The organism is Candidatus Uhrbacteria bacterium (assembly GCA_016699205.1).
In the GTDB taxonomy this organism is placed as follows: domain Bacteria; phylum Patescibacteriota; class Patescibacteriia; order 2-12-FULL-60-25; family 2-12-FULL-60-25; genus CAIXDN01.
The window spans coordinates 199496-222623 of record CP064964.1 but is presented as its reverse complement, the minus strand read 5'-3'; the positions used below and the strand labels follow the sequence as shown (position 1 = coordinate 222623).

Sequence of the window (23128 nt, the reverse complement as noted above, 5' to 3'; positions counted from 1 at the left end):
GTTTAATCCGTTCTCTTCCCTATGTATAAGCGCGCTCTCGGATTGTTGGCGGTTGTTTCTCTCTTGGGAGCTGGTTGTTCCTTTCCTTCCAATAACGCACCGATTCCAGGATATGGTGACGGTACGCAAGTCAAACCCACGCAACCAACGACATCCACGGTCGGACAAGGGACATGGAAGATGATGCTATTCAAAAAGCCTGCACAAGGAGAAAAGCAGCAGGATCTTTCAGCATTAAATTTTACGCTCCGACTTGGTAAAGATGGCGATCTTGCAGCCAAAATTTGTAACAACATGAGCGGCGGCTACACGATCAGCGATGGTAAGCTCTCGGCCCCGCAAGTTGTTTCCACGCTGATGTTCTGTGAAGGTTTGCCAGGGGAGGTGGAGTCGGCTTTTGCCGCGGATTTGTCCGATGGAATGGCCGTTGGAGCGGATGAAGAGTCGCTCGTACTTACCGGATTAAAGTCGTTGAACGTCTACATGTTTGGCCCGGTCAAATAAACTAGCTCATCGGCACCTCAATCAACAGGACTTTCGAGTCCTGTTTGATTTTGAGTTCGATTTCCTTCTCGCCCCAAATCCCGATCGCATCGCGTTTACCAAGCGTATTGCCATCGACTTCAACTTCGCCCTCGATCACAAAAACATAAACGCCGTGCTTGGCATCACGCAGTACGTATTTCGTTGATTGATCCGCATCAAATTCGCCAAGATTGAAAAAGGCTTGCTGATGAATCCAAAGCGACCCCTCGCGTCCGTCAGGGGAGACGAGCAGCTGCCACGCGTTACGCTCGGCCTTAGGAAACGTTCGATCCTCGTAACGCGGCTCATGATCGAGCGCATCCGTCTCAACCCAAAGCTGAATCAAAGATACCGGCTCCGTCTCCGACGCATTAAATTCCGAGTGCGTAATTCCCGTTCCCGCACTCATGACCTGTACATCGCCAGGACCGATAATGCCGTGATGGCCAAAGTTATCCTTATGCTCGATTCGGCCCGACAGGGGAATGGTCACAATCTCCATATCGCGATGCGGATGCAGTCCAAAACCTAATCGCTGCGGTTTATCATTCCCAACCTCGTACTCGACGCCGCCTTGAATCGTATCGTCATTCAAGACACGCAAAAGGCCGAAGCCCATTTTGCTGGGGTCCCAGTAGTTACCGAAGCTAAAAGAGTGGGCGGTTTGGAGCCAGTCGTGATCGCGGAAGCCGCGTTTGGAACCTAAATGGAGGAGGGAGGGCATGAGGGGAAGGGTAGCTTGTAAAGTGGAGGCGGGGAAGGGATAATGTCTATGATTATGGCTAAAAAAAGCATAAAGAATTCCGGAGCAAATATCGGCTTTGAAGAAAAGCTTTGGGCTGCTGCCGATAAGATGCGCAACAACATGGATCCTTCCGAGTACAAGCACGTTGTACTCGGTTTAATTTTTTTAAAATATATTTCCGACTCCTTTGACGAGGTGTATCAAGGTATCCTTAAAGACAAGGATTATTACGAAGGTCAAGAAGAGGATAAGGACGCCTATCTCGCTGAAGATGTCTTTTGGGTGCCTTCTGATGCACGATGGCAATTCCTTAAAGACAATGCAAAGAAAGCCGAGATTGGAAAATTGGTTGATGATGCGATGATTGCGATTGAGAAAGACAATACGAGCTTAAAAGGAGTGCTAGCCAAGAACTATGCGCGTCCTGATCTCGACAAGGTGAGATTGGGAGAATTGATCGATCTGGTTAGCGGGATTGGTCTTGGAGACAAGGAGAGTCGCAGCAAAGATATTCTGGGACGGGTCTATGAATATTTTTTGGGTCGCTTTGCTTCCGCCGAGGGCAAAGGAGGTGGGGAATTTTTCACTCCGCAATGCGTAGTGAAGCTTCTCGTTCAGATGCTAGAGCCTTACAAGGGACGCATTTACGATCCCTGCTGTGGTAGTGGTGGCATGTTTGTTCAGAGTGAGAAATTCGTCGAAGCTCATGGCGGTAACAAGCATGACATTTCGGTTTATGGGCAAGAATCAAACCCAACAACCTGGCGACTTTGTAAGATGAACCTTGCTATCCGTGGAATCGACGGAAATCTGGGCCCCCATCACGCCGACACATTTCACAACGATCTTCATAAAGATTTGAAGGCTGATTACATTCTCGCAAATCCACCGTTCAACATTAGCGATTGGGGAGGGGAGCGTTTGAAAGATGATGTCCGATGGAAATACGGCGTTCCTCCTGCTGGAAATGCGAACTATGGCTGGATCCAGCACATGGTTCATCATCTTTCGCCTGCAGGCATCGCTGGTTTTGTGTTGGCTAACGGTTCGCTCTCGTCTAATTCCTCCGGAGAAGGGGAAATTCGAAAGAATTTAATTAAGAACGGTCTGGTCGATTGTATTGTTGCGATGCCGACACAGCTTTTTTACACGACACAGATCCCTGTTTGTCTCTGGTTCGTCTCGCGTGACCGCCATAATCACAAGTTTCGTGATCGTCACGATGAAATTCTGTTTATCGACGCTCGTAAAATGGGGACCATGGTCAGTCGTAAGAACCGCGAGCTTACGGCTGAAGACATCGAGAAGATTTCCGAAGCATATCATTGCTGGAGAAAGAAAGATTGCACCTATACTGATGTTAAAGGTTTCTCCAAGGCGGCCAAGATCTCTGAGGTGGAGAAGAACGGCTTTGTCCTGACCCCAGGCCGATATGTGGGAGCTCTGACTGGCGCTCAATGCTTGAAAAAGAAACAGCCATAATGGCTTATTTAGACGTGGCTAATATTATTGGTTGGCAAAAGAGGCTCGGGTGGAAGGTCCGTGTCGTTCGTCTCGTGGAACAGCTAAGAGCGTTGCAAAATGTTCGAGAAGTAAAGGCGTACTACGGAACGAATGAACGATCGCTATCACAATCAGAAGCATTTAACAGTGATGTCATGGAAGCTGGTGCCATTCTACGTACAAAGCCCGTTAAGTTCATTCGCAAAACGGTAGACTTGGGGATCTTTTTTAAAAAGATGACATTGAACCAATTAGACCTTGGAACGACCACACTCATGAAAAGTGTTGTGGAGTCCGTTCAATCCGCCGGCACACTCATCGAAGAACCCAAATGCAATTTTGACGTTGAGATGACGATGGACCTCATGGACGACGCTGATCGAGCTTCCGGATTTATGATTTTCTCGGGCGATTCGGATTTTTACGCACCGCTGGAACGTCTCAAGCTCAGGGGAAGAAAGATCTACGTCGTAGGTGCTCGTGGTACCGTGTCCCGTGAATTATTCCGCATAGCGGACGCATTCATCGATATTGGTAAGTTATATAAACGCAGCGATCCTCCAAAAAGCGAAAATCCCGCCTTGAGAGCGGGACCGCGTGAATCGCAGTGATTACTCACTACAAATAGAATATAACAAGAAAATATCCACAGGTCAAGACGTGAAAGTACTCGCAAGATTACATGAAAACCCAGAAAACAAAATTCAAAGAAACTGATATCGGACTTATTCCGGAAGAATGGAGAGTGTTGAAGTTGGAGTTATTTGCACAGGCAAAAGATTTGAATTAGCGCATCAAACTCTATGGTGTCTAGCACATTAGATATCCTGGCAGGATATGGTTGGGGACGAATCCTTTTGGATTCAGGATCAATCGCAGGATTCATTTCTTTACTATTTACGTTGAAAGAGCAAATAAAAAAGCGTTCAAAATTTAAGTTCGATTTCCGTGGCTCCGCTGGTAGCGTAAAAACTAGAAACGGTCTAGATTTTTACGACATTGCATTTGACGGCTACGTGAAAAATCAAAGTAACGAGCAAAACTCGATCACAGAGATCTTTTATGTAATTTGGGGCAACAAAAAAAGAACGAGAACTTTAGCTGAAGGGATGGGCGCGGAAATTTTTACCGCTGCAGATAACGAAAAGAAGCTGTCTTTGCCCATACTCTTCGAGCCAAAAGAAGGAAAGCATTTGATAATTAAATTTAGTGTCTGTCTAACTGGCAGTCACGTTTACGACCTTGTTCGGGCTCGTAAGCCCGCACAAGCCGGCTCCATATTCACGTTGCCCAAGCACGATTTTACTTTGACTTTCAAGGATGTCAACGAGGTATTGTTCGATGACAAAGGCCAAATAAGGAGCCAGAAGCTGATAAATCTTTGGTGGACACTTCCAAACACTTTTATCACTTTAAAGACAGGAAATCCGTTCCCATATTTATGGCATATGGTAAAGATACTTTTCGCATACCTTGCTTACAGAGTATTCTCCGTTTTCCAACGAATTGGATTCTAAGCATCCTATGAAAATTTTGGATACCCAAAACTTTAAAGAAACCGAGATCGGACTCATTCCGGAAGAATGGGAGGTTGTGAATTTGGAGAAAGTAACAAGCTTTATTTCGAGGGGTGTGACTCCGAGTTATACGGAAAAAAGTGACGTCGTCGTCTTAAATCAAAAATGCGTGAGAGATGGGAGAGTGGGATTTGAAGAAGCGCGCCTCACCGATCCAGTAGCCCAAAAAATTCCATCGAATAAGTACCTGGAGCCATTCGACGTGCTTATCAATTCGACTGGTCAGGGCACTCTGGGAAGAGTTGGTCAGGTGAAACAGCTACTTCAAAAAACAACAGCTGATTCTCACTTAACAATTGTAAGACCGGATCATCGCGAGATTGATCCAGTCTTTGTCGGATATTTTCTCCGCAATATACAGCCCCTGATCGAATCGTTCGCTGAGGGAAGCACGGGCCAGACGGAATTGTCGCGAGAAAAAGTCAAAACGATTCTACTTCCCTTGCCAACAGCGTCAGAACAGCACCGCATTGCCTCCATTCTCTCCTCTCTCGACGACAAAATCGAACTCAACCGACAGATCAACACCAACCTTGAAAAGATGGCAAGTACGTTGTTCAAGCGTTGGTTTGTAGATTTTGAGTTTCCGGATGAGGAGGGGAGGTCTTATAAATCGAGTGGAGGGAAGATGGTGGAGACGGAGATAGGGGAGGTGCCAGAAGGGTGGAAAATCGAGAGTCTTGGCAATGTATTAAAATTACATTATGGAAAGGCACTTAAGGCCGAAGATCGCTCAGAGGGAGTAATAAAAGTTTACGGATCCAGCGGCTATGTGGGCACGCATAACATGAAGCTTGTTGATGGACCCGGCATAGTTCTTGGCAGAAAGGGGAATGTAGGTAGTGTTTTCTGGGTGGACGGAGACTTTTACCCAATTGACACTACGTATTATGTGGAATCAAGATTTCCACTTGTTTACTGCTACTATCTTTTGAAACAGCAATCTTTTGTGAACGGGGATTCAGTTGTTCCGGGATTGAACCGAGACCAGGCGTATGGCGTTGAGGTCATTGTTCCGAATGCTCATGTCTTGGAGAAGTTCAGTGGAGTGTGTTCAGGTATCAGACAAGCGATATCTTGTAATGAGCAGGAGATGTCTACGGTGTCGGCCATCCGCGATTCTCTTTTACCGCGTTTAATGAGCGGGAGAATAAGGGCGATTTGATTTGATATGTCTGAATATAGACTTATCACCGAGTTGCTAAAATTGAGTCAGTCACAGAAGTGGGCTGAAGCTCAACAGGAGTGGGACCTTGATAATGTTGTTCGTGCTGATGAACCGGAAACCTGCATGTGCGGCCATTTTCCGATCATCGAGATCTGCCTCATAAGAAATATTAAGACGAGTAGCGTAGCTCGAGTAGGTAATTGCTGTGTAAAGAAGTTTATCGATAAATCAGACAAGATTTTTAGATCTATTGCCAAGGTAAAAAAGGATATTGATAAATCGTTTAACAAAGAAACGATTGAATTCGCGTATAATAAATCATGGATCAATCAATGGGAACGAGACTTCTATTTTGATATCCAGAGAAAGAGAGTATTGAGTGATAAGCAGACGAAAAAGAAAGTAGCGCTCAACCAAAAGATTGTGAATAAGCTGAGCAAGCAGGGCTGACCCGAAGCTCTAGAGCCGTAAATATCGCATTATGTTCATCAAGACTGTAAAAATAAAAAATTTTCGATTATTTTCAGCTCAAACCGATTTTCAGATTGAGCTGAACGCACCCGATGGTCAGAATGATGGTAGCGGATTAACTGTCTTCGTCGGGGAGAATGGGTGTGGCAAATCGGCTTTACTAGAAGCTATTGCGCTTCCGATAGTTTCTTATAAAGCAGATAGCTTTGACGTTCAGGATTTTAATGACCCTACCAAAGAAGCTGAGATCAAGCTCCTATCAAGGGAGCAATTTTCAGTCACAGGCACGATGCCAAAAGGCGAGTTTAATGCAAATGGATTTTTATTTAAGGCGAACGTACGCTCCAAGGCCACTAAGGCATACCTATCATCAATTGTAGTCAGCGATCAGCAATATATTAAAGTTGATCCAGCCAAGCCGAAGGATGGAAGCCCTGATCTAAGGGTGAGCGTCAATAACCCTTTTAAGGGCCGGCGCTTTGATGAAAATGATGTGCTTATTTTGGACAAGGGTCGTACCTCTCAAACGAGATTAGGAGCTTATAATCCGACGAGATTTGATCGTTTGATGGAGGATTTTGATTTTCAACACATTGGTGACGAGAACTCCGTCCCAAATGTTCACGAGCACCTGGACGCAACTAGGGACGCGGCAGAGAATGCATTCTTGAAACAAGCAATCACTAAATTCAAAGAAATAAGCGGAGATGAGCTCAGCTTGAACTTAATTGATAATTGGCGTCCATTTAGCAAAGGGTTCCTTGCGGTGAAAAAACCAAATAATCAGCAGGTACCGCTTAGTATGTTGGGATCTGGATATGAGATGATCTTCTCATTTCTTATCGCTTTTTACCTCTCGCAACAGAGCGGGAAACAATTAATCTGTCTAATCGATGAACCTGAATTACACCTGCACCCTTCACTACAGGAAAAGTTTATCGAGATATTATTAGCGTTCTCAAAAGTCGCACAAGTTGTTCTAGCAACTCACTCACCGTTACTTGTTAAGCAGTTGATGACCAATAAAAGTGTAGTCGTACAAATCCTCCGTAAAAACAGCGGGACGCCGCAGCTCGTGCCAATATCAACTGCGACACTGCCATATTTCTCATCAAATGAAATAAACTATCTAGCTTTCAATTTGGCTACAGTTGAATTTCATGACGAGCTCTATGGACATATACAAGAAATGCAGCAAAAATACCTAGAGTCAGACATGATTGCTTATTTGAATACGAAACAACAAACAAATACCAAAAAGTGGAACCAAGAAAGGGGCGGACAGGCTTTAGGAGAGAAGGATGTTCCACTCCAGATATTTATTCGGAACAAGATTCATCATCCCGAAAACAAGTCTATGCAGCAGTCTAATTTCTCGCCTCAAGAATTACGAACTTCGATCGAAGCGATGATCGGCATTATACTCAATCCATAAACATGCCCTCCAAATTCACCGAATCAGACCTCGAAATTGCAACACTCGAATGGCTCGAGGAGCTTGGTTATAGTGTCGTTTTCGGTCCAAGTATCGCTCCCGATGGCGAAGCGCCTGAACGTCTTTCGCATAAGGATGTGCTATTGATCGGACGACTCCGCTCGGTGGTCGCTAAAATCAATTCCCGTGTCCCTCAAGACGCTCGAGAGGAAGCGATCAAGAAAGTCATCAACGTAGCCTATTCAAGCCCAAGTCTTTTAACGACCAACCACGCTTTACATAAAATGTTGGTTGAAGGCGTTGATGTTGAGTATCGCCGTGACGACGGTTCGGTTGCCGGTGATAAGGTCAAGCTCTTCGACTTAGAAGATCTGACCAACAATGATTGGTTAGCGGTAAATCAGTTCACCGTAATTGAAAATAATCACAACCGACGACCAGACGTCGTTGTCTTTGTGAACGGTATCCCGTTAGCAGTTTTTGAACTCAAAAATCCAGCAGACCAAAACGCGACAGTCCGCCATGCGTTCAATCAGCTCCAAACATACAAGGCTGAAATTCCATCATTCTTTACCTATAACGGCCTCTGCATCATAAGTGACGGCATCGATACAAGAGTCGGTTCGCTTACGGCTGATTTTGAACGTTTCATGAAGTGGCGAACAATCGATGGTGACGATGTAGCGCCTACTTCAATTCCAGAGATGGAAGTGCTCTTGAAAGGAATGTTCGCCAAGGAACGGTTGCTGGATATTATCACCAACTTTACGGTATTTGAGACGGACGGGGAGAACACGATCAAAAAACTTGCGGGCTATCATCAATACCATGCAGTAAACAAATCTGTTCAACGCACATTGGCCGCAACGTCAGAAACAGGGGATCGCCGTTGCGGTGTGGTTTGGCATACGCAGGGATCAGGCAAGAGTCTGACTATGACATTCTATGCGGGCAAAATTATTCAGGTATTGGATAACCCAACCCTCGTTATTCTCACGGATAGAAACGATCTCGACGATCAACTGTTCGGCGTTTTCTCGCATTGCTCCGAGCTGCTACGTCAGTCACCAGTCCAGGCGCAAGACCGATCTGATCTTCAGCGACTGTTAAGCGTTGCTGCGGGTGGCGTGATATTTACAACAATTCAGAAATTCAACTTTGAGAATCCCTTTGGAGCCGGACCACTATCTGATCGTCGGAACATTGTCGTTATCGCTGATGAAGCGCATCGCAGTCAATACGACTTTATCGATGGTTTCGCTCGCCACATGCGCGATGCATTGCCAAATGCATCATTCATTGGTTTTACTGGCACACCTGTTGAACTCCGCGATGCCAACACTCGCGCGGTCTTTGGCGAGTACGTCGATATTTACGATATTAACCGAGCGGTTCAGGATCATGCGACGGTGCCTATCTACTACGAGGCGCGTTTAGCTCAGATCCAACTCTCAGAAGCCGAGAAACCTAAGATCGATCCTGAGTTTGAAGAGATAACAGAAGGCGAGGAGACTTCAAGAAAAGAGGAATTAAAGAGCAAGTGGGCGCGTTTAGAGGCAATGGTAGGCTCAGAGAAGCGTCTCAGTCTTATTGCGAAAGATGTTGTTGAACATTTTGAAGCTCGTCTAGGAGCGATTGATGGTAAGGGGATGTTCGTTGCGATGAGTCGTCGTATTGCGGTTGAGCTTTACGAGGAAATCATTAAACTCCGACCGAATTGGCATAGCGATGATCTTGACAGGGGTTCTATAAAGATAGTGATGACGACCTCGCCAAGCGACCCGGAAAGTTGGCGAAAGCATCTATACACCAAAAAACAACGCGAGAGCCTCGCCAAACGAATGAAGGATCCAAAAGACGAACTAAAGTTCGTCATTGTTCGCGATATGTGGCTGACCGGCTTTGACGCGCCTTCGATGCATACAATGTATCTTGATAAACCAATGAAGGGTCATGGCCTTATGCAGGCTATTGCGCGCGTAAACCGTGTTTACAAGGACAAGCAAGGAGGCTTAGTAGTGGATTATCTTGGAATCGCACCTGCTCTCAAAGAAGCCTTATCTCAATACGCTGAAACCGATCGTGAGAATCCGACGGTCCAACAGGAGGATGCTGTTGCTGTGATGATGGAAAAATACGAGATCGTGAAAGCGATGTATCACGGTTTCGACTACTCCTCGTATTTTGAGGATAAATCCACGGGGAAGATGCGCATCTTGTCCGGTGCGATGGATTACATCTTGGGTTTAGAGCAGGGGAAAGATCGTTACCTGAAAGCGGTAACAGATTTATCGTTTGCATTCTCATTAGCCGTGCCCAGCAAAGAGTCTATAGATATTCGTGATGATGTTGGATTTTTCCAAAAAGTCCGCGTGATTCTGGCGAAGTTCGAGCAAGCAGGTGGAGGCGGGGGACCGTCAGAAGAAGATTACGACCATGCTATTCGGCAAATCGTCTCAAACGCTGTGGTCTCCGATCAGGTAGTTAATGTTTTTGAAGCCGCTGGCTTAAAAACGCCAAATATCTCGGTCCTCTCTGATGAATTTTTGGAGGAGGTCAAGAACTTGAAATACAAGAATTTGGGATTAGAGCTCTTAAAGAAATTATTAAACGACGAGGTTCGTTCAATGCAGAAGAAGTTCCTGGTCAAGTCGCGCACATTCTCCAAGATGCTTGAGGACACAATTAGTAAATACCAAAATCAAACAATCGAAGCAGCGCAAGTCATTACTGAACTTGTCGAACTCGCCAAAAAGATTAAAGCAGAACAGGCGAGAGAGGTAGACCTAAAGCTCTCACCGGAAGAGATCGCATTTTATGATGCGCTTTATGAAAATGAGAGCGCGGCAAATGAGCTAGGCGATGATACGCTCAAAAAGATCGCACAAGAACTAGTAGAAATGCTCCGTAAAAATACATCTATCGATTGGACGCTAAAGGCAAATGTACAGGCGAAGTTGCGCGTAATGGTGAAGAAACTTTTGAGGAAATATCAGTATCCGCCTGACAAGCAGGAGCTCGCAACCAAGACCGTTCTTGAGCAGGCGGAGATGCTTTGTAAGGATTGGAGCGGCGAATAGCTCGCTTGCCCTCCCCCTCGGCTTGGTTTAACCTCCCCTCCATATGAAAAACCTCTCCATCGGCCTGATCGTCGCGATCATCCTGGCCGCTATTCTATTCATCCTCGTCTGGCCCTTCGGCACCGTCGGCGCCGGTGAGCGTGGTATCCAGCTCCGCTGGGGTGCTGTGACCGGAAAAGTGCTTAACGAAGGCCTTTATATCCGCATTCCGTTTGCTGACCGCATCGAGATCATGGACGTCAAAATCCAGAAAGAAGAGGTCATCGCCACCGCCGCTTCCAAGGACTTGCAAACCGTCGAGAGCAAGGTCGCCTTGAACTACCACATCGACCCGGCCCGCGTCGCCAACATCTATCAGGAGATCGGCATCAACTATAATATTCGCTTGATCGACCCAGCCCTCCAGGAATCCGTTAAGTCGACAACGGCCAAATACACCGCAGAAGAATTGATCACGCGCCGCGAGGAAGTCCGCGACGCCATCCGTGCCCATCTCGTTGAGAAGCTTCAGCCGCGCGGCATTCTCATCGATGACTTCAACATCGTCGACTTCCAATTCTCCGCCTCCTTTGACGCCGCCATTGAATTAAAAGTAACCGCAGAACAATCCGCCCTCGCCGCCAAGAACAAGCTTGAGCAGATCAAGTTTGAGGCCGAGCAGCAGATCGCAGAAGCTCGCGGTAAAGCCGAGGCTCTCCGCATCGAGTCCGCCGCCCTTCAGTCATCTCCGCAAATTCTCGAGCTTCGCGCTTTGGAAAAGTGGGACGGCAAACTCCCATCCGTCATGGGTTCTGGCGCCACGCCATTCATCAACGTAGGCAGCGTAGTCCGTTAATCATAACCTCCCTCTCCTTACGAAGGAGAGGGATTGAGGGTGAGGTGTTACCCGGACCGAGGGTGAGGTGGAGCGTAGGACCGAGGGAGAGGTGAGGTGGTACCATATCGCGATGTACAACGATCTCCCCACCGATTTCAAAGATCGCCCGCATCGCTGGTTCTTTAACTTGCTTGTCTTGTTAAGAATCCAAACCGTAAAACCCGTTTGCTGCGAAAAGTTTCGTAAACCGGAAATCATGCAAGCCTGCAAAGGCTGCGCGACCCGCTACGATAAACAATCGAGCAACGGGTTTTATCGTTTCCTCGCCCGCATCGCAAAGCCGCGTCCTCCAAAAATCTAATCCATATCTCCCTCTCCTTACGAAGGAGAGGGATGAAGGGTGAGGTGGTTAATCAACAATTCTGCGATACATCCCTCTCACGCCACCCATCTCCGCATTGAGAAAGATCGACCCATCCGCATACGTCATGTCGTAAATCATGTCGAAGCTGGCAAGTGAAGTCTTTTGTCGTCCGCCGCGATCATCAAGTTCAAGCGCATACAACTCATTCTTGCCTGCGACAAAAATCGTCTGTCCATCCGGATGCCAAGCGACCTGTACAAACGGTTCGCTTTGACGCGCAATCAGCACGGGCGCGCTCCCAAGTTCCCAAGTCCAAATCTCATTCTGATTCAAAAACAGCGCCGTCGGAATTTCCGAGGAGGGGAGCCAGCGCGGCCAATCGCCCGTTACTTCTTCTGCGCGATTTCCATCGACACGGATACGCACCGCCAACCAGCGATTCCCATCTTTCAAAAGCGTATACGCACCTTGTTGATCCGCAAACTGCCAATCACCGCGCGGAAGCTGGAATAATTGATGCAAGATCGATCGCGAGCGCAAATTCAAAAATCCGGTCGATGTATTCACCTCCAGCGTCAATCCATCCAAAGCGCCAAGCTGTGAAGCGGGCAAGCGTTCGCTCGTGAGAGTTCGCAAGCGGGGATTGAGTGTGTATTGTCGTTCTCCGTCATAGCCTGTGAGTTCATTGGCGTTCCAGAAGAATTGTCCTGGAGGCAGGACGCCGCTTTCTCGTGAAAGAGCATCCGGCGCTGTCCACCAAGCTTCCTCGCCTACATTTGTTCCACCCATCAAAAGCGATGTTCCATTCAAGCTCCAGCGAATCGGCGCTTGCGCAATCAAATCCGATTCAGGCGCACGTACGCGCGAGATCAATCGATTGTCTGTTGTAAGAAAGAGCATTTCGGTCGAGCTCGCATCTAGTGCGGCAATCGTATCGCCATCAGCGCTAGCGGTGATGCGGCTATAGAAGCCTTGGCGCATTAATGTCGCTGGCGCCGAGAACCAGAGATGGATGCTATTGGCAAAAGTGACTTGTTCGGCACGCACATCAAGCGTCTTCTCCCATGGTAGATACGCATTTCTCGTCACGCGGATTTTGTACGGCCCCGGCGCCAAGTTCTGGAGCGTTGCCGCCGTCGCGTCCCGAATATCCTGATCATTCAAAAAAACCGTTGCTCCCCGAGGCACCGAGTCTACAATCAATGTTCCATTTCTCTCGATAGTGACTTTGTTTGGATTAAATCGATAGCCGGAAGTATAAAAAATCAAAATCGGCGCGCTGATCAGGAAAATCAACGCAAAAATCACGGGCGCAATACGCCTGTGGAAAGGAGGCTCATATACCGATCTTGGCATGTATCAACGTACAGGATACACTCGCTCGGACTCGGAGGCCAGCCTCATCAGGCTTCCACAGCCACTATGAAGATGCACATCCAGGGCGGCCGTCGTTTGACGGGCCGTATCCATATCTTGGGCGCCAAAAACGCCATCGGGCCTTTGGCCGCCGCTTCCTTGCTTCTCAAGGGAAAAGTTCGATTCAAGAACGTGCCAAAACTCACGGATCTTTTGCAATTGCTAGAAATCATCCGCGACATGGGCGCTAAGGTCGATTGGACAGGGGAGCATGAGCTCACGATCGACACGACCAACATCGATCCCGCCAAGCTCGACAAGAAAAAAATGAAGCGCATGCGCTTCTCGATTCTCTTGCTCGGTCCGATGCTCGCGCGTTTCAAGAAGATCACCGTCAATGAACCAGGCGGCTGCTCCATCGGCAATCGCCCGATCGACACGCACTTGTTTGCGCTCTCATCGCTTGGAGCCAAGATCGAGACAGACGACGCCGACGGCATGCTCTACATGCAGGCCAAGGAATTGCGCGGCGCGTACATCGCGCTTCCGGAATTCTCGGTTACAGCCACGGAAAACCTGATCATGGCTGCGGTCATGGCAGAGGGCCACACATCGATCCGTCTCGCCGCTTCCGAGCCGCATGTTCAGGATCTTTGCCGTTTCCTCGTAAAATGCGGCGCCAAAATCAAAGGCATCGGTTCGCATGACATTGAAATTGACGGTGTAAAATCGCTGAAAGCACCAACAACAGCCTGGCCCGTCGTTCCTGACATGCTCGAGATTGGAACCTTTGCCGTTGCTGCCGCTCTCACCAAGGGCGACATTGAAATGTCGCCAGTTGTTCCTGAGCACCTCGATGCCATCCGCAACGCGCTCACTCGCGTCGGCGTCCGTCACGATATCGACGGCGATACGTTCCGAGTACAAGGAATCGGCCGCATGGACTCGTTCAAACTTCAAACAATGATCTATCCCGGCTTCCCGACAGATCTTCAAGCCATCTTTGGTCTTCTTGCAACGCAATGCCACGGCACAACGCTTTTGCATGATCCGATGTTTGAGTCGCGCATGGGCTATATCAATGAGCTGACCAAGATGGGTGCCAACGCCATCATCGCCGATCCGCATCGCGCGATCGTCACCGGTCCGACACCGCTCCGAGGAACAGAAATTCGTTCTCTCGATTTGCGCGCCGGAGCAACCATGGTGCTCGCCGGACTTGCCGCACAAGGCGAGACCATCATCCACGATGCCGAGATGGTGTATCGCGGCTACGAGGATCTGGATGGACGTCTCCGTGAATTAGGCGCCGATATTACGCGTATTAATGAATAATATGGACAATGAAACGGTGTATCGCCCGCAAAATAACGAGAAAAGCCAGCGCGCCGTTCTCGTCTTTTTAATGGTTGGTCTCGTAATCGGCATATTGGTCGGCCGCGGCTGGACGCGCGCAGAATCACCGAGCTCGCAAGTCAGTGGAAGCTCCTCCAGCACGACGAGCGGCTTTGTTCTTGGCCAGGGCCAAAACCCGCCGCCAAATATCGAGGCTCAAGATGTCGAGTTCCGCTTGTTTTGGGAAGCGTGGCAATTGTTGAAAGATAAGTATTATTTATCGCCAGATGTTCAGGACAAACAAATGTTCTACGGTGCCATGAAAGGCTTGGCCGATTCCGTCGGCGATCCGTACACAACCTTTTTTGAACCAAAGGGCGCAGAAGCATTCCAGCAAGCGCTTTCCGGAAAATTCTCCGGCATCGGTGCCGAGATCGGTTTGCGCGAGGGCATCATTACGGTCGTCGCGCCATTGCCTGATACGCCGGCAGAACGCGCTGGTATCAAGGCAGGAGACTTCATCGCAAAAATCGATGGTACGGAAACAAACGGCTTCTCGGTAGAGCAAGCCGTCAGCAAAATCCGTGGCGATAAAGGCACCAAGGTCGTGCTCACGATTGTTCGCACCAATGACAAGAACAAAACCGAGCCATTTGATCTCACGATCACTCGCGATGAAATCCAAGTGAAGAGTGTTCGTCTCAAGTGGGTCGAGGGTCAGCCGGGCATCGCGCATCTGGAAATCACAAATTTCAACACCGACACCGTCGACGGTCTGAACAAAGCCATCGATGACATGCTCGCCAAGGACGTGAAGGGCATCATCCTCGACTTGCGCAACAACCCAGGCGGCTTCCTCGACACAGCGGCTTACATGGCAGGCGAGTGGGTCGGTAATCAGATCGTCGTAAAGGAACGTCGGCAAGGACAAATCGTCGAGCAATTGCCAGGCACGGGCCGCAACCGTCTCGCCGGCATCCCGACCGTCGTCCTCGTGAACGAGGGTTCAGCTTCCGCCTCAGAAATCGTGTCCGGCGCATTGCAGGACTACAAAGCGGCAACCATCGTCGGCAAGAAAACCTTCGGCAAAGGCTCGGTACAGGACTACACCAACTTGAAAGACGGTTCCGCCATCAAGATCACCATCGCCGAGTGGCTCACCCCGCAAGAACGCACGATCAACAAGACAGGACTTGAGCCGGACATCTCCATCGACCGCACCCCCGAAGATTATGAAAAACTCCTCGACCCCCAACTCGACCGCGCCGTCGGCATCCTCAATGGGTCCGCGACCGGATCGGCGCCAGGGGTCCCAACGTCAACAGGGCGGTAATCGCCACTACCACGCCGCACTCGCGGCTGGCGGCATTATCTATCGCAAACGCGCTGGGCACGTGGAGATTTTCTTTATCAAAGATCCGTATCAGCGCTGGACCTTTCCCAAAGGTCGACGCGAAGCCGGAGAAAATCTCACCCAAACCGCCATCCGTGAAGTAAAAGAAGAAACCGGTCTCGATGGCCTGCGCGTCATCTCGCCAGTAGGTCAAAGTAAATTCAGCTTCCGCCGCAACGGCGTCGTCATCGACCGCTCGGTGTTATTTTTCTTGTTTGAAGCTCCGCTGACGGCCAAAGAAAAACTCACGGGTGAAGGCGGTATCTGGGAAGGGAAGTGGGTGCGCGCGCATCAGGTCTTCGACGCCAACGGCTATCGCAACCTCGATCGCTTGCTTTCCAAAGCCCTGCGCATCATCTCGTACGAAGAGCGCAAGACGCGCGGATTTTCTGCGAAAAATCCATCCAGTTTTGGCGCTACTCCGCAGATCCAATCACGCCCGCAGCAACGTCCTCCGCAAAACAATCCACAGCCCTTCCGATCCCGCCGTCCGAGAATCATTACGTAGTTATCTGTCATCCCCGTGAAGACGGGGATCCAGCTGAGTAAATCGACAAAAGTTCGGATTAGTTGGTGCTGGATTCCTGCCCCCGCAGGAATGACACATTTGATGCTCGCATGCTATCCTGTTCCTCATGCGACCTTGGATATCCTTGCTGTTTATCAGCGTCTCCGTTTTTGCCGGATTGGCGTCCGTAGCTTCTGCTCAAGACGTCCTAATTCTGCAAATGAAAGACGGTTCTTTTTACAACCCTACGAGCGGAAAAGCAGCGCCTACACGAGAAGCTTTGCTTCAAATGCTGGGCGCTTCTTCTGTTTCGTCGACGCTCGTAACTCCGGATCCGATTGTCATAGCTCCAGAACCGGTGCTCCCGCCGCTCATCGCAGCTATTGATAAGGGCCAAGCCATGCTTCGCGATGAAATTGCTGCGCAAGGTCTGCAAGGGCGTATTCGCGGGCCAGTCATCGGACAAGATGCTCCGCGTGAAGTGACGCTTGCCGTTTGGGACAAGGAAACGGGCAACACCGATCTCGTTCGGGGAGTGAAAAAAGGGAAAGAGCTGGTACTTACTTCCCCAAGCCCTTCCAATATCTCAATAAAGCGGTCCAATTGGATCAATTCCGATTATCAGAGCGAGGATCCGACGCATCTCGTTGTTGCGGTCCGTTATCCGATCCACTACGAGATCAAAGAAGGAAAAAAAGTGATTGCGTATGAAACCGAGCAAGTCGTTTACACGCCCTACTCAACGACGCTGCATCAGCCGGAGATTATCGCACGCGGAAAGAAAGTTGTAGACGATTTGATTGCCAACGCACTCACCGATTTGCGTACGCGAGGCATTAAGTCGCGTGCCCAGCCAGATAAGCTGGTTGCCGATGTGATCGATACGGAGCTATTAACTTCGATCGCCGTCATTGAGCATACCGACTCTTCTGCTTTGCGCCGTGATCCAGCAGCGGCCGTCGAGCGTGTTTATGCAACCATCGGCTTGAATCCGGGCGTTGCATACAACTATTCCCGTTCATCTGCGGGTGCGCTCGGTTTGTTTCAGTTCATCCCTTCCACGTACAACTCGCTCGCCAAACAAGGGTACGGCCTCAAACAAAATTTTGAAGATGGGATGCGTGATCACGAGAACGCCATGAAAGCCGCCGCAATCTACATGGATATTATTCTCTCGCAATTTCCCGCGGATGTACGTGCCGCGAACACGAATTTCAAAACATTTGAATATATTGCCGCTGGCTACAATGGCGGATATGGCCGCGTCAGAAGAGCGATCCAGATTTGGGAAGACCAAATCAATGGCGTATTGAAGCCGCATGAAATTCTTCGACGTGCCCGCTTGCAGCCGGAAACGATCGATTATGTAAAGAAGCTTCGCAATGCTCTGCCGGTCCTTCGCCAGGATCGCCTTGTCCGCATGTCGACCGCGCCTGTCATAACTCCGTAAACGTCGCGTTATCACAAATACTATGAATAAACGCATGCCACTCTCGGCGATATTACTCGCCTCAGTTCTTTTAGGTGCCGGTTGTAATCAGACGCCAGCCCCAACCCCATCTGACACGTCTTCCGACCGCCCAGCCGCCGTCCAGGGCTTTGGAATGCTCCCTCCGGTTCTGGGCTACGGCAGCCTCGGTACAGAAGCAGCCCGTAGCTTCAGACCAGCTGACGCCGCGCTCTCAAGCATCGCACCTGTTCCAATGATGGCCGGTGTTGCGATGAGCGAGCCAGCCGTAGCTGTCCGCGCACCAACGCTCCCTGAAGAAGCAAAAGTCGTTTACGACATCAAGGGTGAACTTCCAACTTGGAGCGCCGATGGCACGGTCTATCGCGTTCGTCAGCCGGCTGTGAGCACATCGGTTGCCCGTTCAATCTCCGATGCCGCCGGTGTTCCGTCACAGGTCTCCGGAGGCGCAACGGAAATTCAGGGTGCAAACGTCTCTTGGCGTGATGCTGCCGGCTTCATCTGGAATGTCGATTTGCCAGGCCGCAACTTGAACTGGTGGAAGAACGTCGACTACTCCAAGACCCAGCCAGAAGCAAACAACAATCCTAAGCTCGATGCGGCTGCCGTAAAAACCGCCGCCGATAATTTTTTGCGCGACCACGGCTTTAGCGATCTCGTCGGCAAAGGAATTATTGAAGAAACACCCATGATCATGCCGTTGTTGCGCGGCGAGTCAGCTCCATGTCCGTTGATGGCCGAAGCTCGCGAGGCAGCAGCGAACCCGGTCGCTCCGGAAGCCGACAAAATCGTCGATTCCAAAATGATGATTTGGCCGAGCCCTTGCGGTTACCCGATCCAAGTCACCGTCTACTATCCGGACGTCCGCGACAATATGAGCACAGTTGATGCCGGCGGTTGGGCCTCGCGCAAAGCCAGCATTCAGATCGATATTTCCAATAACAGCATTGTCGGCGGCAACGTTATGCTTCCGTCCAATGAAGACTCCTCGGCTTATCCGCTCATTTCCTCGGAAGAAGCGATGAAGCGCTTGATGGCTGGCGGTAACAATCCAATTTATGGCTGGTACGACGGCAGCGGCGTGAAAGAAGTGCGCGCCACTATCTCCGCGGTAAAACTCGGTTGGATGCGCCACGACTCTTGGGAAAACAACACGATGAAGACCTACTTCTTGCCAGCTTTGCTCGCAGAAGGCACGATCGATCGCGGTACGCCAAATCAAACCGAGCCAGAGAAGTACTACACGGTTGTCCCGCTTGTCGCCGACGCCGCTTTCCAGACCAACAACACGCCGATCATGTACATGAGAGGCGTCGCCGACCCAGCAGCCACGGAAGTTGCTCCAAAACAGTAAATGCCCGGTACGCTTGAACAAGCCAGACTTCTGGTCGCGGAACGAATCCCCGGAACCCGCAAAGGTTCCGATGAGCCCGCCTATATCCATTCCACCCGCGTGAGCGATGCGCTCGCGCGGTTTGGATTTTCAGAAGAAGTCGTCATCGCTGGAATGTTGCATGACATTGTCGAGGATGGAGCGACGTCGCTCGACGACCTGCGTGGGTTTGGTTTTTCTGAACGCATCATCGAGCTCGTCCGGCTTTGCACGCATGATGACATGATCGAGGGAGGGGACAGACGCTGGATCAAGATGATGGCAGGCCTGATCGATGCGGACGATAAAGATGCTTGGGCAATCAAAATTGCTGATCTTACGGATAACGTAAAATCCTCGGATACCTTGGCCGAGGATCGTCGTCTATTGATGCGGCAAGCAAAAGCACCATTCCTACTCCGCCTTTCCTGGCAACAAATGGGAGAAACAGCTCTATGGAAGGAGCTTAAACAATCGGTCTCCGCAAAATCTTTGTAGCCCGCATACTGTCATTGCGAGGAGCAGAGGCGACGAAGCAATCCTGATCCCGCGCCTAGGTCGGAAGCAGCTCCTCCCATTTAGGATTAAGCGATTCTATGAGTTGAATTTTCTTTTGTCGTGAGCCGCCCTTAATACGTTTTTCTTCTTGTATTGCGGAGGTCACGTCGCTCGTTTCTATATACCAGACTAATTTGGAAATTTTGTACTTAGTAGTAAATGAGCCTGCTTTTCCTTCCCGATGCTCGGACACCCTTCTTTCCAAGTTATTTGTAACGCCGACATACAGCGTCGTATGCCCTGAATTCGTCATGATGTAAACAAAGTAGCAATTCATGCGCTCAAGATTGCTTCGTCGTCGGACTCCTCGCAATGACAAAAAAACAGGGCTACGGTCTCCGCAAAATCTTTATAATCTTCCGGTTCGGATTGCCTTCGTTATCAGCACCAAAAGTCCAATCATGCTCGACAATCTCTCCGGTTGCTGAGCTATTGCTGATCGCGCGCTCATCGCCCATGTAAAAACCGATATGTTCATGCAGTGAATCTTCCACATGCGCGGTCGACGGTTCCCAAACCAACACATCGCCGACTTCTGGCGAATCAACAACCGTCCAGTGATGCTCTTCCAGGTCTTTTACGGTCGATGAAACTGTTGCATGTGGAGTTTTGATGAGTTGGAAATGATACAAAATAAACGCAACAAAATACGCGCAGGATAATCGGCCATTTTGCAGGATATCCGTCCGGCTACCATGCTCGTCAACGGCATACAAGTGCCGGAACATCTTGCTGCCGACGCTATCGTGCACAGCTGCAACATAGGAGCTATTGACATCAATGGACATGGACATACCTCTACGTTACCATGCACGCGGTTATGCAAGCCAAGTCCAACAAAATCGCAAGACAGCTTTCCTCGTCGCCGATCACACATCGCGCGAGCACGCTCTCTGCGATTAGCCAAAAGGCGCATGATGTTACGGCCCGCATCGAGCACCTCAAAATCGAGGTGAAGCGCATGAAGGACTTGGCAGAAAAAGCTCCGGGACAAGGTCAGTCCCGCATCGATTGGATACACAATCAACTTCAGTCCAACTAATTATGCCTACGATGGAACGCATGGGATTTTCACCGACGCCGGAACGCCCAAAGAGCGTTGATGAGCAGTCGGTAGAACAATTAAAAGCGCAGGAGCAAGATACGCTCATGCAATGGTCGGAGATCAATGCGATTACCAAGGATCTTGGCATCGAGCTCGACTCTCCGCTCGACCCTAAGGAATCAAGCGAGACCTATCGTGCCGTGAAAGAACACATGCAGGAGATGAAGAGTGAGGCATTAAAGATTTTGTTCGAGCTCGACAACGATAAGGAGAAATTCCGCCGCAAGGGATTTACCTTTGAAGCATGACGCCGGAACGTAAGAAAAAAATTGAACAGGTTATGTCCCATCGCCAATCAACATTGGCGGTGGTTTTGGAAAACGTCGATGATCCGCATAATGTCGGCGCGATTTTGCGTTCATGTGATGCCTTCGGCGTCGGAGAAGTGCATTTGCTTTACACGATCAACAAGCCGCCAAGAAACCGCGATTTAAAATCCAAGTCCGCTGCTTCTGCGGCAAAGTGGTTAAAAATTACCAAATGGGATTCTGTCGCCAAACTCGCGGCCTATTTGAAAAGAAAAAAGTTCGCGATTGCCGTCACGCGTTTATCGGACAAATCGGTTGACCCGGCTTCCGTTGATCTCAAAAAACCAGTTGCTATCGTGATCGGAAATGAAAAAGATGGCGTAAGTGAAGCGCTCGCTAAAAAAGCGACGATCAATCTCAAAATTCCGATGGTGGGATTTATTCAGAGTTTTAACGTGTCTGTCGCCGCGGCGTTGCTGTTGTACGAGGCGTCTCGACAAAGACAAAAGAAAACACCACCCGGCAGAGCAAAGCTCGGACGAGTGGTGGGGAGGAAGTGAGGTGACATGCTCCATAAAGTCTTTCGACACGAGTTGGATAGTCACCTCTTTTTAGTTGAATGTGGCGTAACAGTTGTGTGCGAGTCTTACGACAGCGTTCGTACAGTCACGCCATAAATTGCGGGGAAGGAACATCGACACTCAAGTCTTTCGACAACCTGCGAGCAGTCCCAAACCCCTTTCCAGCTCACGCCTCACGCATCTCGCGACACGCTTCATGAGATAGAAAGGAGAGGTGACAACCAACAGTTAGTCTTTCGACAGTCTCGGGTAAGTCACCTCATCAGAGAAAATAGCGGGAGGACAGTCGACTACCAGTCTTTCGACAGTTCAGCTGCAGTCCTCCCATTCCTACTCACGCTTCCCGCTTCTCACCTCACGCTCCATATGAGGCGTGTCGCGTGTTGCGTGTAGCATGGCCAAGAATAGGAGCCCCACCAGTAAGTCAGTGGGGCAAAGAGGTGGCACGTGAATCTAAGTCTTTCGACAACTGGCCGTAAGCCACCTCTTTTAGTTGAATGCGGCGTGACATTCCTGGTGAAGTCTTTCGACACAGCTTCATAAGTCACGCCACAAATTACGGGGATGGAACAGTGTCAGAAGAGTCTTTCGACAACTCGTGGCGAGTCCCAACCCCTTTCCTATTTCCGACCGTTTCAGAACCAAGAAAGGGGAGGTGACATAGCTCACGGAGTCTTTCGACACGCGTGCAATAGTCACCTCAGAGAAAAAGAGCGGGAGGACATGGGCACCCAAGTCTTTCGACAGCCGACCGATAGTCCTCCCATTCCTCAAATCAACTTATTTGATTTGAGAAATAGGAGCCCCACCAGTAAGTCAGTGGGGCAGAGAGGTGGCATGCAACGCCTAGTCTTTCGACATGTGAACTGTAGTCACCTCGGTTCTAGCTGAGCTCGAAAGCTGAATGCGGTGTGACAGCAACAGATTAGTCTTTCGACAATTCACGTATAGTCACGCCACAAATTGCGGGGATAAGACAACACCGCCAAAGTCTTGCGACATTTCGATTGTAGTCCTAACCCCTTTCCTGATCACGATTCATCGCGAGCAAAAAAGGGGAGGTGACATAGCTCACGGAGTCTTTCGACACGCGTGCAATAGTCGCCTCAAGAGAAAAAGAGCGGGAGGACACTCGGCCTGTAGTCTTTCGACACAAGACGTATAGTCCTCCCATTCCTCAAATCAACTTATTTGATTGGAAAAATGGGATTCCGACACCAGGTTTCACCCTGAATGTCAGAATAAGTGAGGTGACAATGTTTTCGTAGTCTTTCGACAGCAGCCGTTTAGTCACCTCTTTTTAGTTGAATGCGGCGTGACAGAACCCTGTTAGTCATCGACATTCGTCATATAGTCACGCCACAAATTGCGGGGAGGGAAACAAGGAACGAACAGTCTCTCGACAAGGCGAGTAGAGTTTCCAACCCCTTTCCTATTTCCGACCGGTTCAGAATCAAGAAAGGGGAGGTGACATACGTTCGTTAGTCTTTCGACACCCTCGTACGAGTCACCTCACCAG

The 23128-nt window shown here is 49.5% G+C and carries 23 protein-coding genes; 19 read left to right on the top strand and 4 right to left on the bottom strand.

The genetic code is table 11. From position 1 onward, the window contains the following. Window positions 1–21: 21 nt before the first annotated feature. Window positions 22–504, top strand: coding sequence for an META domain-containing protein (locus tag IPH19_01155; protein ID QQR61057.1), 483 nt, complete (start codon window positions 22–24; stop codon window positions 502–504). A 1-nt stretch (window position 505) separates the two neighbouring features. Here IPH19_01155 and IPH19_01150 read toward each other — a convergent pair whose 3' ends face one another. Continuing rightward, window positions 506–1249 carry a pirin family protein gene (locus tag IPH19_01150; GenBank protein ID QQR61056.1) on the bottom strand — a complete coding sequence of 248 codons (744 nt, stop codon included), beginning with the start codon at window positions 1247–1249 and terminating at the stop codon, window positions 506–508. 54 nt (window positions 1250–1303) lie between these two features. On the opposite strand from IPH19_01150, the gene IPH19_01145 reads away from it, so the two are divergent. The 9 genes from IPH19_01145 to IPH19_01105 all read left to right on the top strand — a co-directional run bounded on the left by IPH19_01145 (window position 1304) and on the right by IPH19_01105 (window position 11682). Further along, window positions 1304–2752: an SAM-dependent DNA methyltransferase gene (locus IPH19_01145; protein QQR61055.1), complete on the top strand. Its 1449-nt coding sequence runs from the start codon at window positions 1304–1306 to the stop codon at window positions 2750–2752. After that, window positions 2728–3384 (top strand): NYN domain-containing protein, encoded by a 657-nt coding sequence (locus IPH19_01140; GenBank protein ID QQR61054.1) that lies wholly within the window; start codon window positions 2728–2730, stop codon window positions 3382–3384. The genes IPH19_01145 and IPH19_01140 overlap by 25 nt, the downstream gene beginning before the upstream one ends. Window positions 3385–3576: 192 nt before the next feature. Next, window positions 3577–4290, top strand: coding sequence for a hypothetical protein (locus tag IPH19_01135; GenBank protein QQR61053.1), 714 nt, complete (start codon window positions 3577–3579; stop codon window positions 4288–4290). A gap of 7 nt (window positions 4291–4297) precedes the next feature. Then, on the top strand, window positions 4298–5515 hold the full coding sequence (locus IPH19_01130) for a restriction endonuclease subunit S (protein ID QQR61052.1): 1218 nt from the start codon (window positions 4298–4300) through the stop codon (window positions 5513–5515). Window positions 5516–5521: 6 nt separating this feature from the next. After that, entirely contained in the window at window positions 5522–5968 is a 447-nt protein-coding gene (locus IPH19_01125; protein QQR61051.1) for a hypothetical protein, read from the top strand. Window positions 5969–5999: 31 nt separating this feature from the next. Then, a complete protein-coding gene (locus IPH19_01120) occupies window positions 6000–7424 on the top strand; it encodes an AAA family ATPase (GenBank protein ID QQR61050.1) in 1425 nt (474 codons plus the stop codon). Window positions 7425–7426: 2 nt separating this feature from the next. Then, window positions 7427–10504, top strand: a complete 3078-nt coding sequence (locus IPH19_01115) for a type I restriction endonuclease subunit R (GenBank protein ID QQR61049.1) — start codon at window positions 7427–7429, stop codon at window positions 10502–10504. 43 nt (window positions 10505–10547) lie between these two features. Beyond that, window positions 10548–11339 (top strand): prohibitin family protein, encoded by a 792-nt coding sequence (locus IPH19_01110; GenBank protein QQR61048.1) that lies wholly within the window; start codon window positions 10548–10550, stop codon window positions 11337–11339. Window positions 11340–11451: 112 nt separating this feature from the next. After that, window positions 11452–11682, top strand: coding sequence for a hypothetical protein (locus tag IPH19_01105; GenBank protein ID QQR61047.1), 231 nt, complete (start codon window positions 11452–11454; stop codon window positions 11680–11682). 48 nt (window positions 11683–11730) lie between these two features. Here the strand turns inward: IPH19_01105 and IPH19_01100 are convergent, their stop codons facing one another. Beyond that, a complete protein-coding gene (locus IPH19_01100; protein QQR61046.1) occupies window positions 11731–13041 on the bottom strand; it encodes a PEGA domain-containing protein in 1311 nt (436 codons plus the stop codon). A 66-nt stretch (window positions 13042–13107) separates the two neighbouring features. Between IPH19_01100 and murA the strand changes: the two genes are divergently transcribed. The 6 genes from murA to IPH19_01070 all read left to right on the top strand — a co-directional run bounded on the left by murA (window position 13108) and on the right by IPH19_01070 (window position 19615). Next, window positions 13108–14376: a UDP-N-acetylglucosamine 1-carboxyvinyltransferase gene (gene murA, locus IPH19_01095; GenBank protein QQR61045.1), complete on the top strand. Its 1269-nt coding sequence runs from the start codon at window positions 13108–13110 to the stop codon at window positions 14374–14376. Window position 14377: 1 nt separating this feature from the next. Further along, window positions 14378–15709, top strand: coding sequence for a S41 family peptidase (locus tag IPH19_01090; GenBank protein ID QQR61044.1), 1332 nt, complete (start codon window positions 14378–14380; stop codon window positions 15707–15709). Between the two features lie 61 nt (window positions 15710–15770). After that, complete coding sequence (locus IPH19_01085; protein QQR61043.1) at window positions 15771–16277, top strand: NUDIX domain-containing protein; 507 nt, start codon at window positions 15771–15773, stop codon at window positions 16275–16277. Between the two features lie 127 nt (window positions 16278–16404). After that, window positions 16405–17727: a transglycosylase SLT domain-containing protein gene (locus IPH19_01080; GenBank protein QQR61042.1), complete on the top strand. Its 1323-nt coding sequence runs from the start codon at window positions 16405–16407 to the stop codon at window positions 17725–17727. Window positions 17728–17749: 22 nt separating this feature from the next. Further along, entirely contained in the window at window positions 17750–19099 is a 1350-nt protein-coding gene (locus IPH19_01075) for a hypothetical protein (GenBank protein QQR61041.1), read from the top strand. Beyond that, window positions 19100–19615 carry a bifunctional (p)ppGpp synthetase/guanosine-3',5'-bis(diphosphate) 3'-pyrophosphohydrolase gene (locus tag IPH19_01070; protein ID QQR61040.1) on the top strand — a complete coding sequence of 172 codons (516 nt, stop codon included), beginning with the start codon at window positions 19100–19102 and terminating at the stop codon, window positions 19613–19615. A 55-nt stretch (window positions 19616–19670) separates the two neighbouring features. Here the strand turns inward: IPH19_01070 and IPH19_01065 are convergent, their stop codons facing one another. Together IPH19_01065 and IPH19_01060 are read right to left on the bottom strand one after the other, a co-directional pair. Further along, window positions 19671–19952, bottom strand: a complete 282-nt coding sequence (locus tag IPH19_01065) for a GIY-YIG nuclease family protein (GenBank protein ID QQR61039.1) — start codon at window positions 19950–19952, stop codon at window positions 19671–19673. Between the two features lie 52 nt (window positions 19953–20004). Further along, window positions 20005–20469, bottom strand: coding sequence for a hypothetical protein (locus IPH19_01060; GenBank protein QQR61038.1), 465 nt, complete (start codon window positions 20467–20469; stop codon window positions 20005–20007). A gap of 14 nt (window positions 20470–20483) precedes the next feature. Here IPH19_01060 and IPH19_01055 point away from each other — a divergent pair, with 14 nt between their 5' ends. The 3 genes from IPH19_01055 to IPH19_01045 are packed head-to-tail and all read left to right on the top strand — an operon-like array spanning window position 20484 to window position 21588. Next, window positions 20484–20717, top strand: a complete 234-nt coding sequence (locus IPH19_01055; protein QQR61037.1) for a hypothetical protein — start codon at window positions 20484–20486, stop codon at window positions 20715–20717. Window positions 20718–20719: 2 nt separating this feature from the next. Then, window positions 20720–21028 carry a hypothetical protein gene (locus IPH19_01050; protein ID QQR61036.1) on the top strand — a complete coding sequence of 103 codons (309 nt, stop codon included), beginning with the start codon at window positions 20720–20722 and terminating at the stop codon, window positions 21026–21028. Further along, window positions 21025–21588 carry an RNA methyltransferase gene (locus tag IPH19_01045; GenBank protein QQR61035.1) on the top strand — a complete coding sequence of 188 codons (564 nt, stop codon included), beginning with the start codon at window positions 21025–21027 and terminating at the stop codon, window positions 21586–21588. The genes IPH19_01050 and IPH19_01045 overlap by 4 nt, the downstream gene beginning before the upstream one ends. The last annotated feature ends 1540 nt before the right edge of the window (window positions 21589–23128 follow it).

What these genes read in the sequence shown, in the direction of transcription:
- IPH19_01130 (QQR61052.1), top strand. Translation starts at nt 4,298, where the DNA reads ATGAAAATTTTGGATACCCAAAACTTTAAAGAAACCGAGATCGGACTC.
- IPH19_01080 (QQR61042.1), top strand. Translation starts at nt 16,405, where the DNA reads ATGCGACCTTGGATATCCTTGCTGTTTATCAGCGTCTCCGTTTTTGCC.
- IPH19_01100 (QQR61046.1), bottom strand. Translation starts at nt 13,041, where the DNA reads ATGCCAAGATCGGTATATGAGCCTCCTTTCCACAGGCGTATTGCGCCC.
- IPH19_01070 (QQR61040.1), top strand. Translation starts at nt 19,100, where the DNA reads ATGCCCGGTACGCTTGAACAAGCCAGACTTCTGGTCGCGGAACGAATC.
- IPH19_01045 (QQR61035.1), top strand. Translation starts at nt 21,025, where the DNA reads ATGACGCCGGAACGTAAGAAAAAAATTGAACAGGTTATGTCCCATCGC.
- IPH19_01155 (QQR61057.1), top strand. Translation starts at nt 22, where the DNA reads ATGTATAAGCGCGCTCTCGGATTGTTGGCGGTTGTTTCTCTCTTGGGA.
- IPH19_01140 (QQR61054.1), top strand. Translation starts at nt 2,728, where the DNA reads ATGCTTGAAAAAGAAACAGCCATAATGGCTTATTTAGACGTGGCTAAT.
- IPH19_01150 (QQR61056.1), bottom strand. Translation starts at nt 1,249, where the DNA reads ATGCCCTCCCTCCTCCATTTAGGTTCCAAACGCGGCTTCCGCGATCAC.
- IPH19_01125 (QQR61051.1), top strand. Translation starts at nt 5,522, where the DNA reads ATGTCTGAATATAGACTTATCACCGAGTTGCTAAAATTGAGTCAGTCA.
- IPH19_01145 (QQR61055.1), top strand. Translation starts at nt 1,304, where the DNA reads ATGGCTAAAAAAAGCATAAAGAATTCCGGAGCAAATATCGGCTTTGAA.
- IPH19_01105 (QQR61047.1), top strand. Translation starts at nt 11,452, where the DNA reads ATGTACAACGATCTCCCCACCGATTTCAAAGATCGCCCGCATCGCTGG.
- IPH19_01090 (QQR61044.1), top strand. Translation starts at nt 14,378, where the DNA reads ATGGACAATGAAACGGTGTATCGCCCGCAAAATAACGAGAAAAGCCAG.
- IPH19_01120 (QQR61050.1), top strand. Translation starts at nt 6,000, where the DNA reads ATGTTCATCAAGACTGTAAAAATAAAAAATTTTCGATTATTTTCAGCT.
- IPH19_01050 (QQR61036.1), top strand. Translation starts at nt 20,720, where the DNA reads ATGCCTACGATGGAACGCATGGGATTTTCACCGACGCCGGAACGCCCA.
- IPH19_01110 (QQR61048.1), top strand. Translation starts at nt 10,548, where the DNA reads ATGAAAAACCTCTCCATCGGCCTGATCGTCGCGATCATCCTGGCCGCT.
- IPH19_01075 (QQR61041.1), top strand. Translation starts at nt 17,750, where the DNA reads ATGAATAAACGCATGCCACTCTCGGCGATATTACTCGCCTCAGTTCTT.
- IPH19_01135 (QQR61053.1), top strand. Translation starts at nt 3,577, where the DNA reads ATGGTGTCTAGCACATTAGATATCCTGGCAGGATATGGTTGGGGACGA.
- murA (QQR61045.1), top strand. Translation starts at nt 13,108, where the DNA reads ATGAAGATGCACATCCAGGGCGGCCGTCGTTTGACGGGCCGTATCCAT.
- IPH19_01115 (QQR61049.1), top strand. Translation starts at nt 7,427, where the DNA reads ATGCCCTCCAAATTCACCGAATCAGACCTCGAAATTGCAACACTCGAA.
- IPH19_01055 (QQR61037.1), top strand. Translation starts at nt 20,484, where the DNA reads ATGCACGCGGTTATGCAAGCCAAGTCCAACAAAATCGCAAGACAGCTT.
- IPH19_01060 (QQR61038.1), bottom strand. Translation starts at nt 20,469, where the DNA reads ATGTCCATGTCCATTGATGTCAATAGCTCCTATGTTGCAGCTGTGCAC.
- IPH19_01065 (QQR61039.1), bottom strand. Translation starts at nt 19,952, where the DNA reads ATGAATTGCTACTTTGTTTACATCATGACGAATTCAGGGCATACGACG.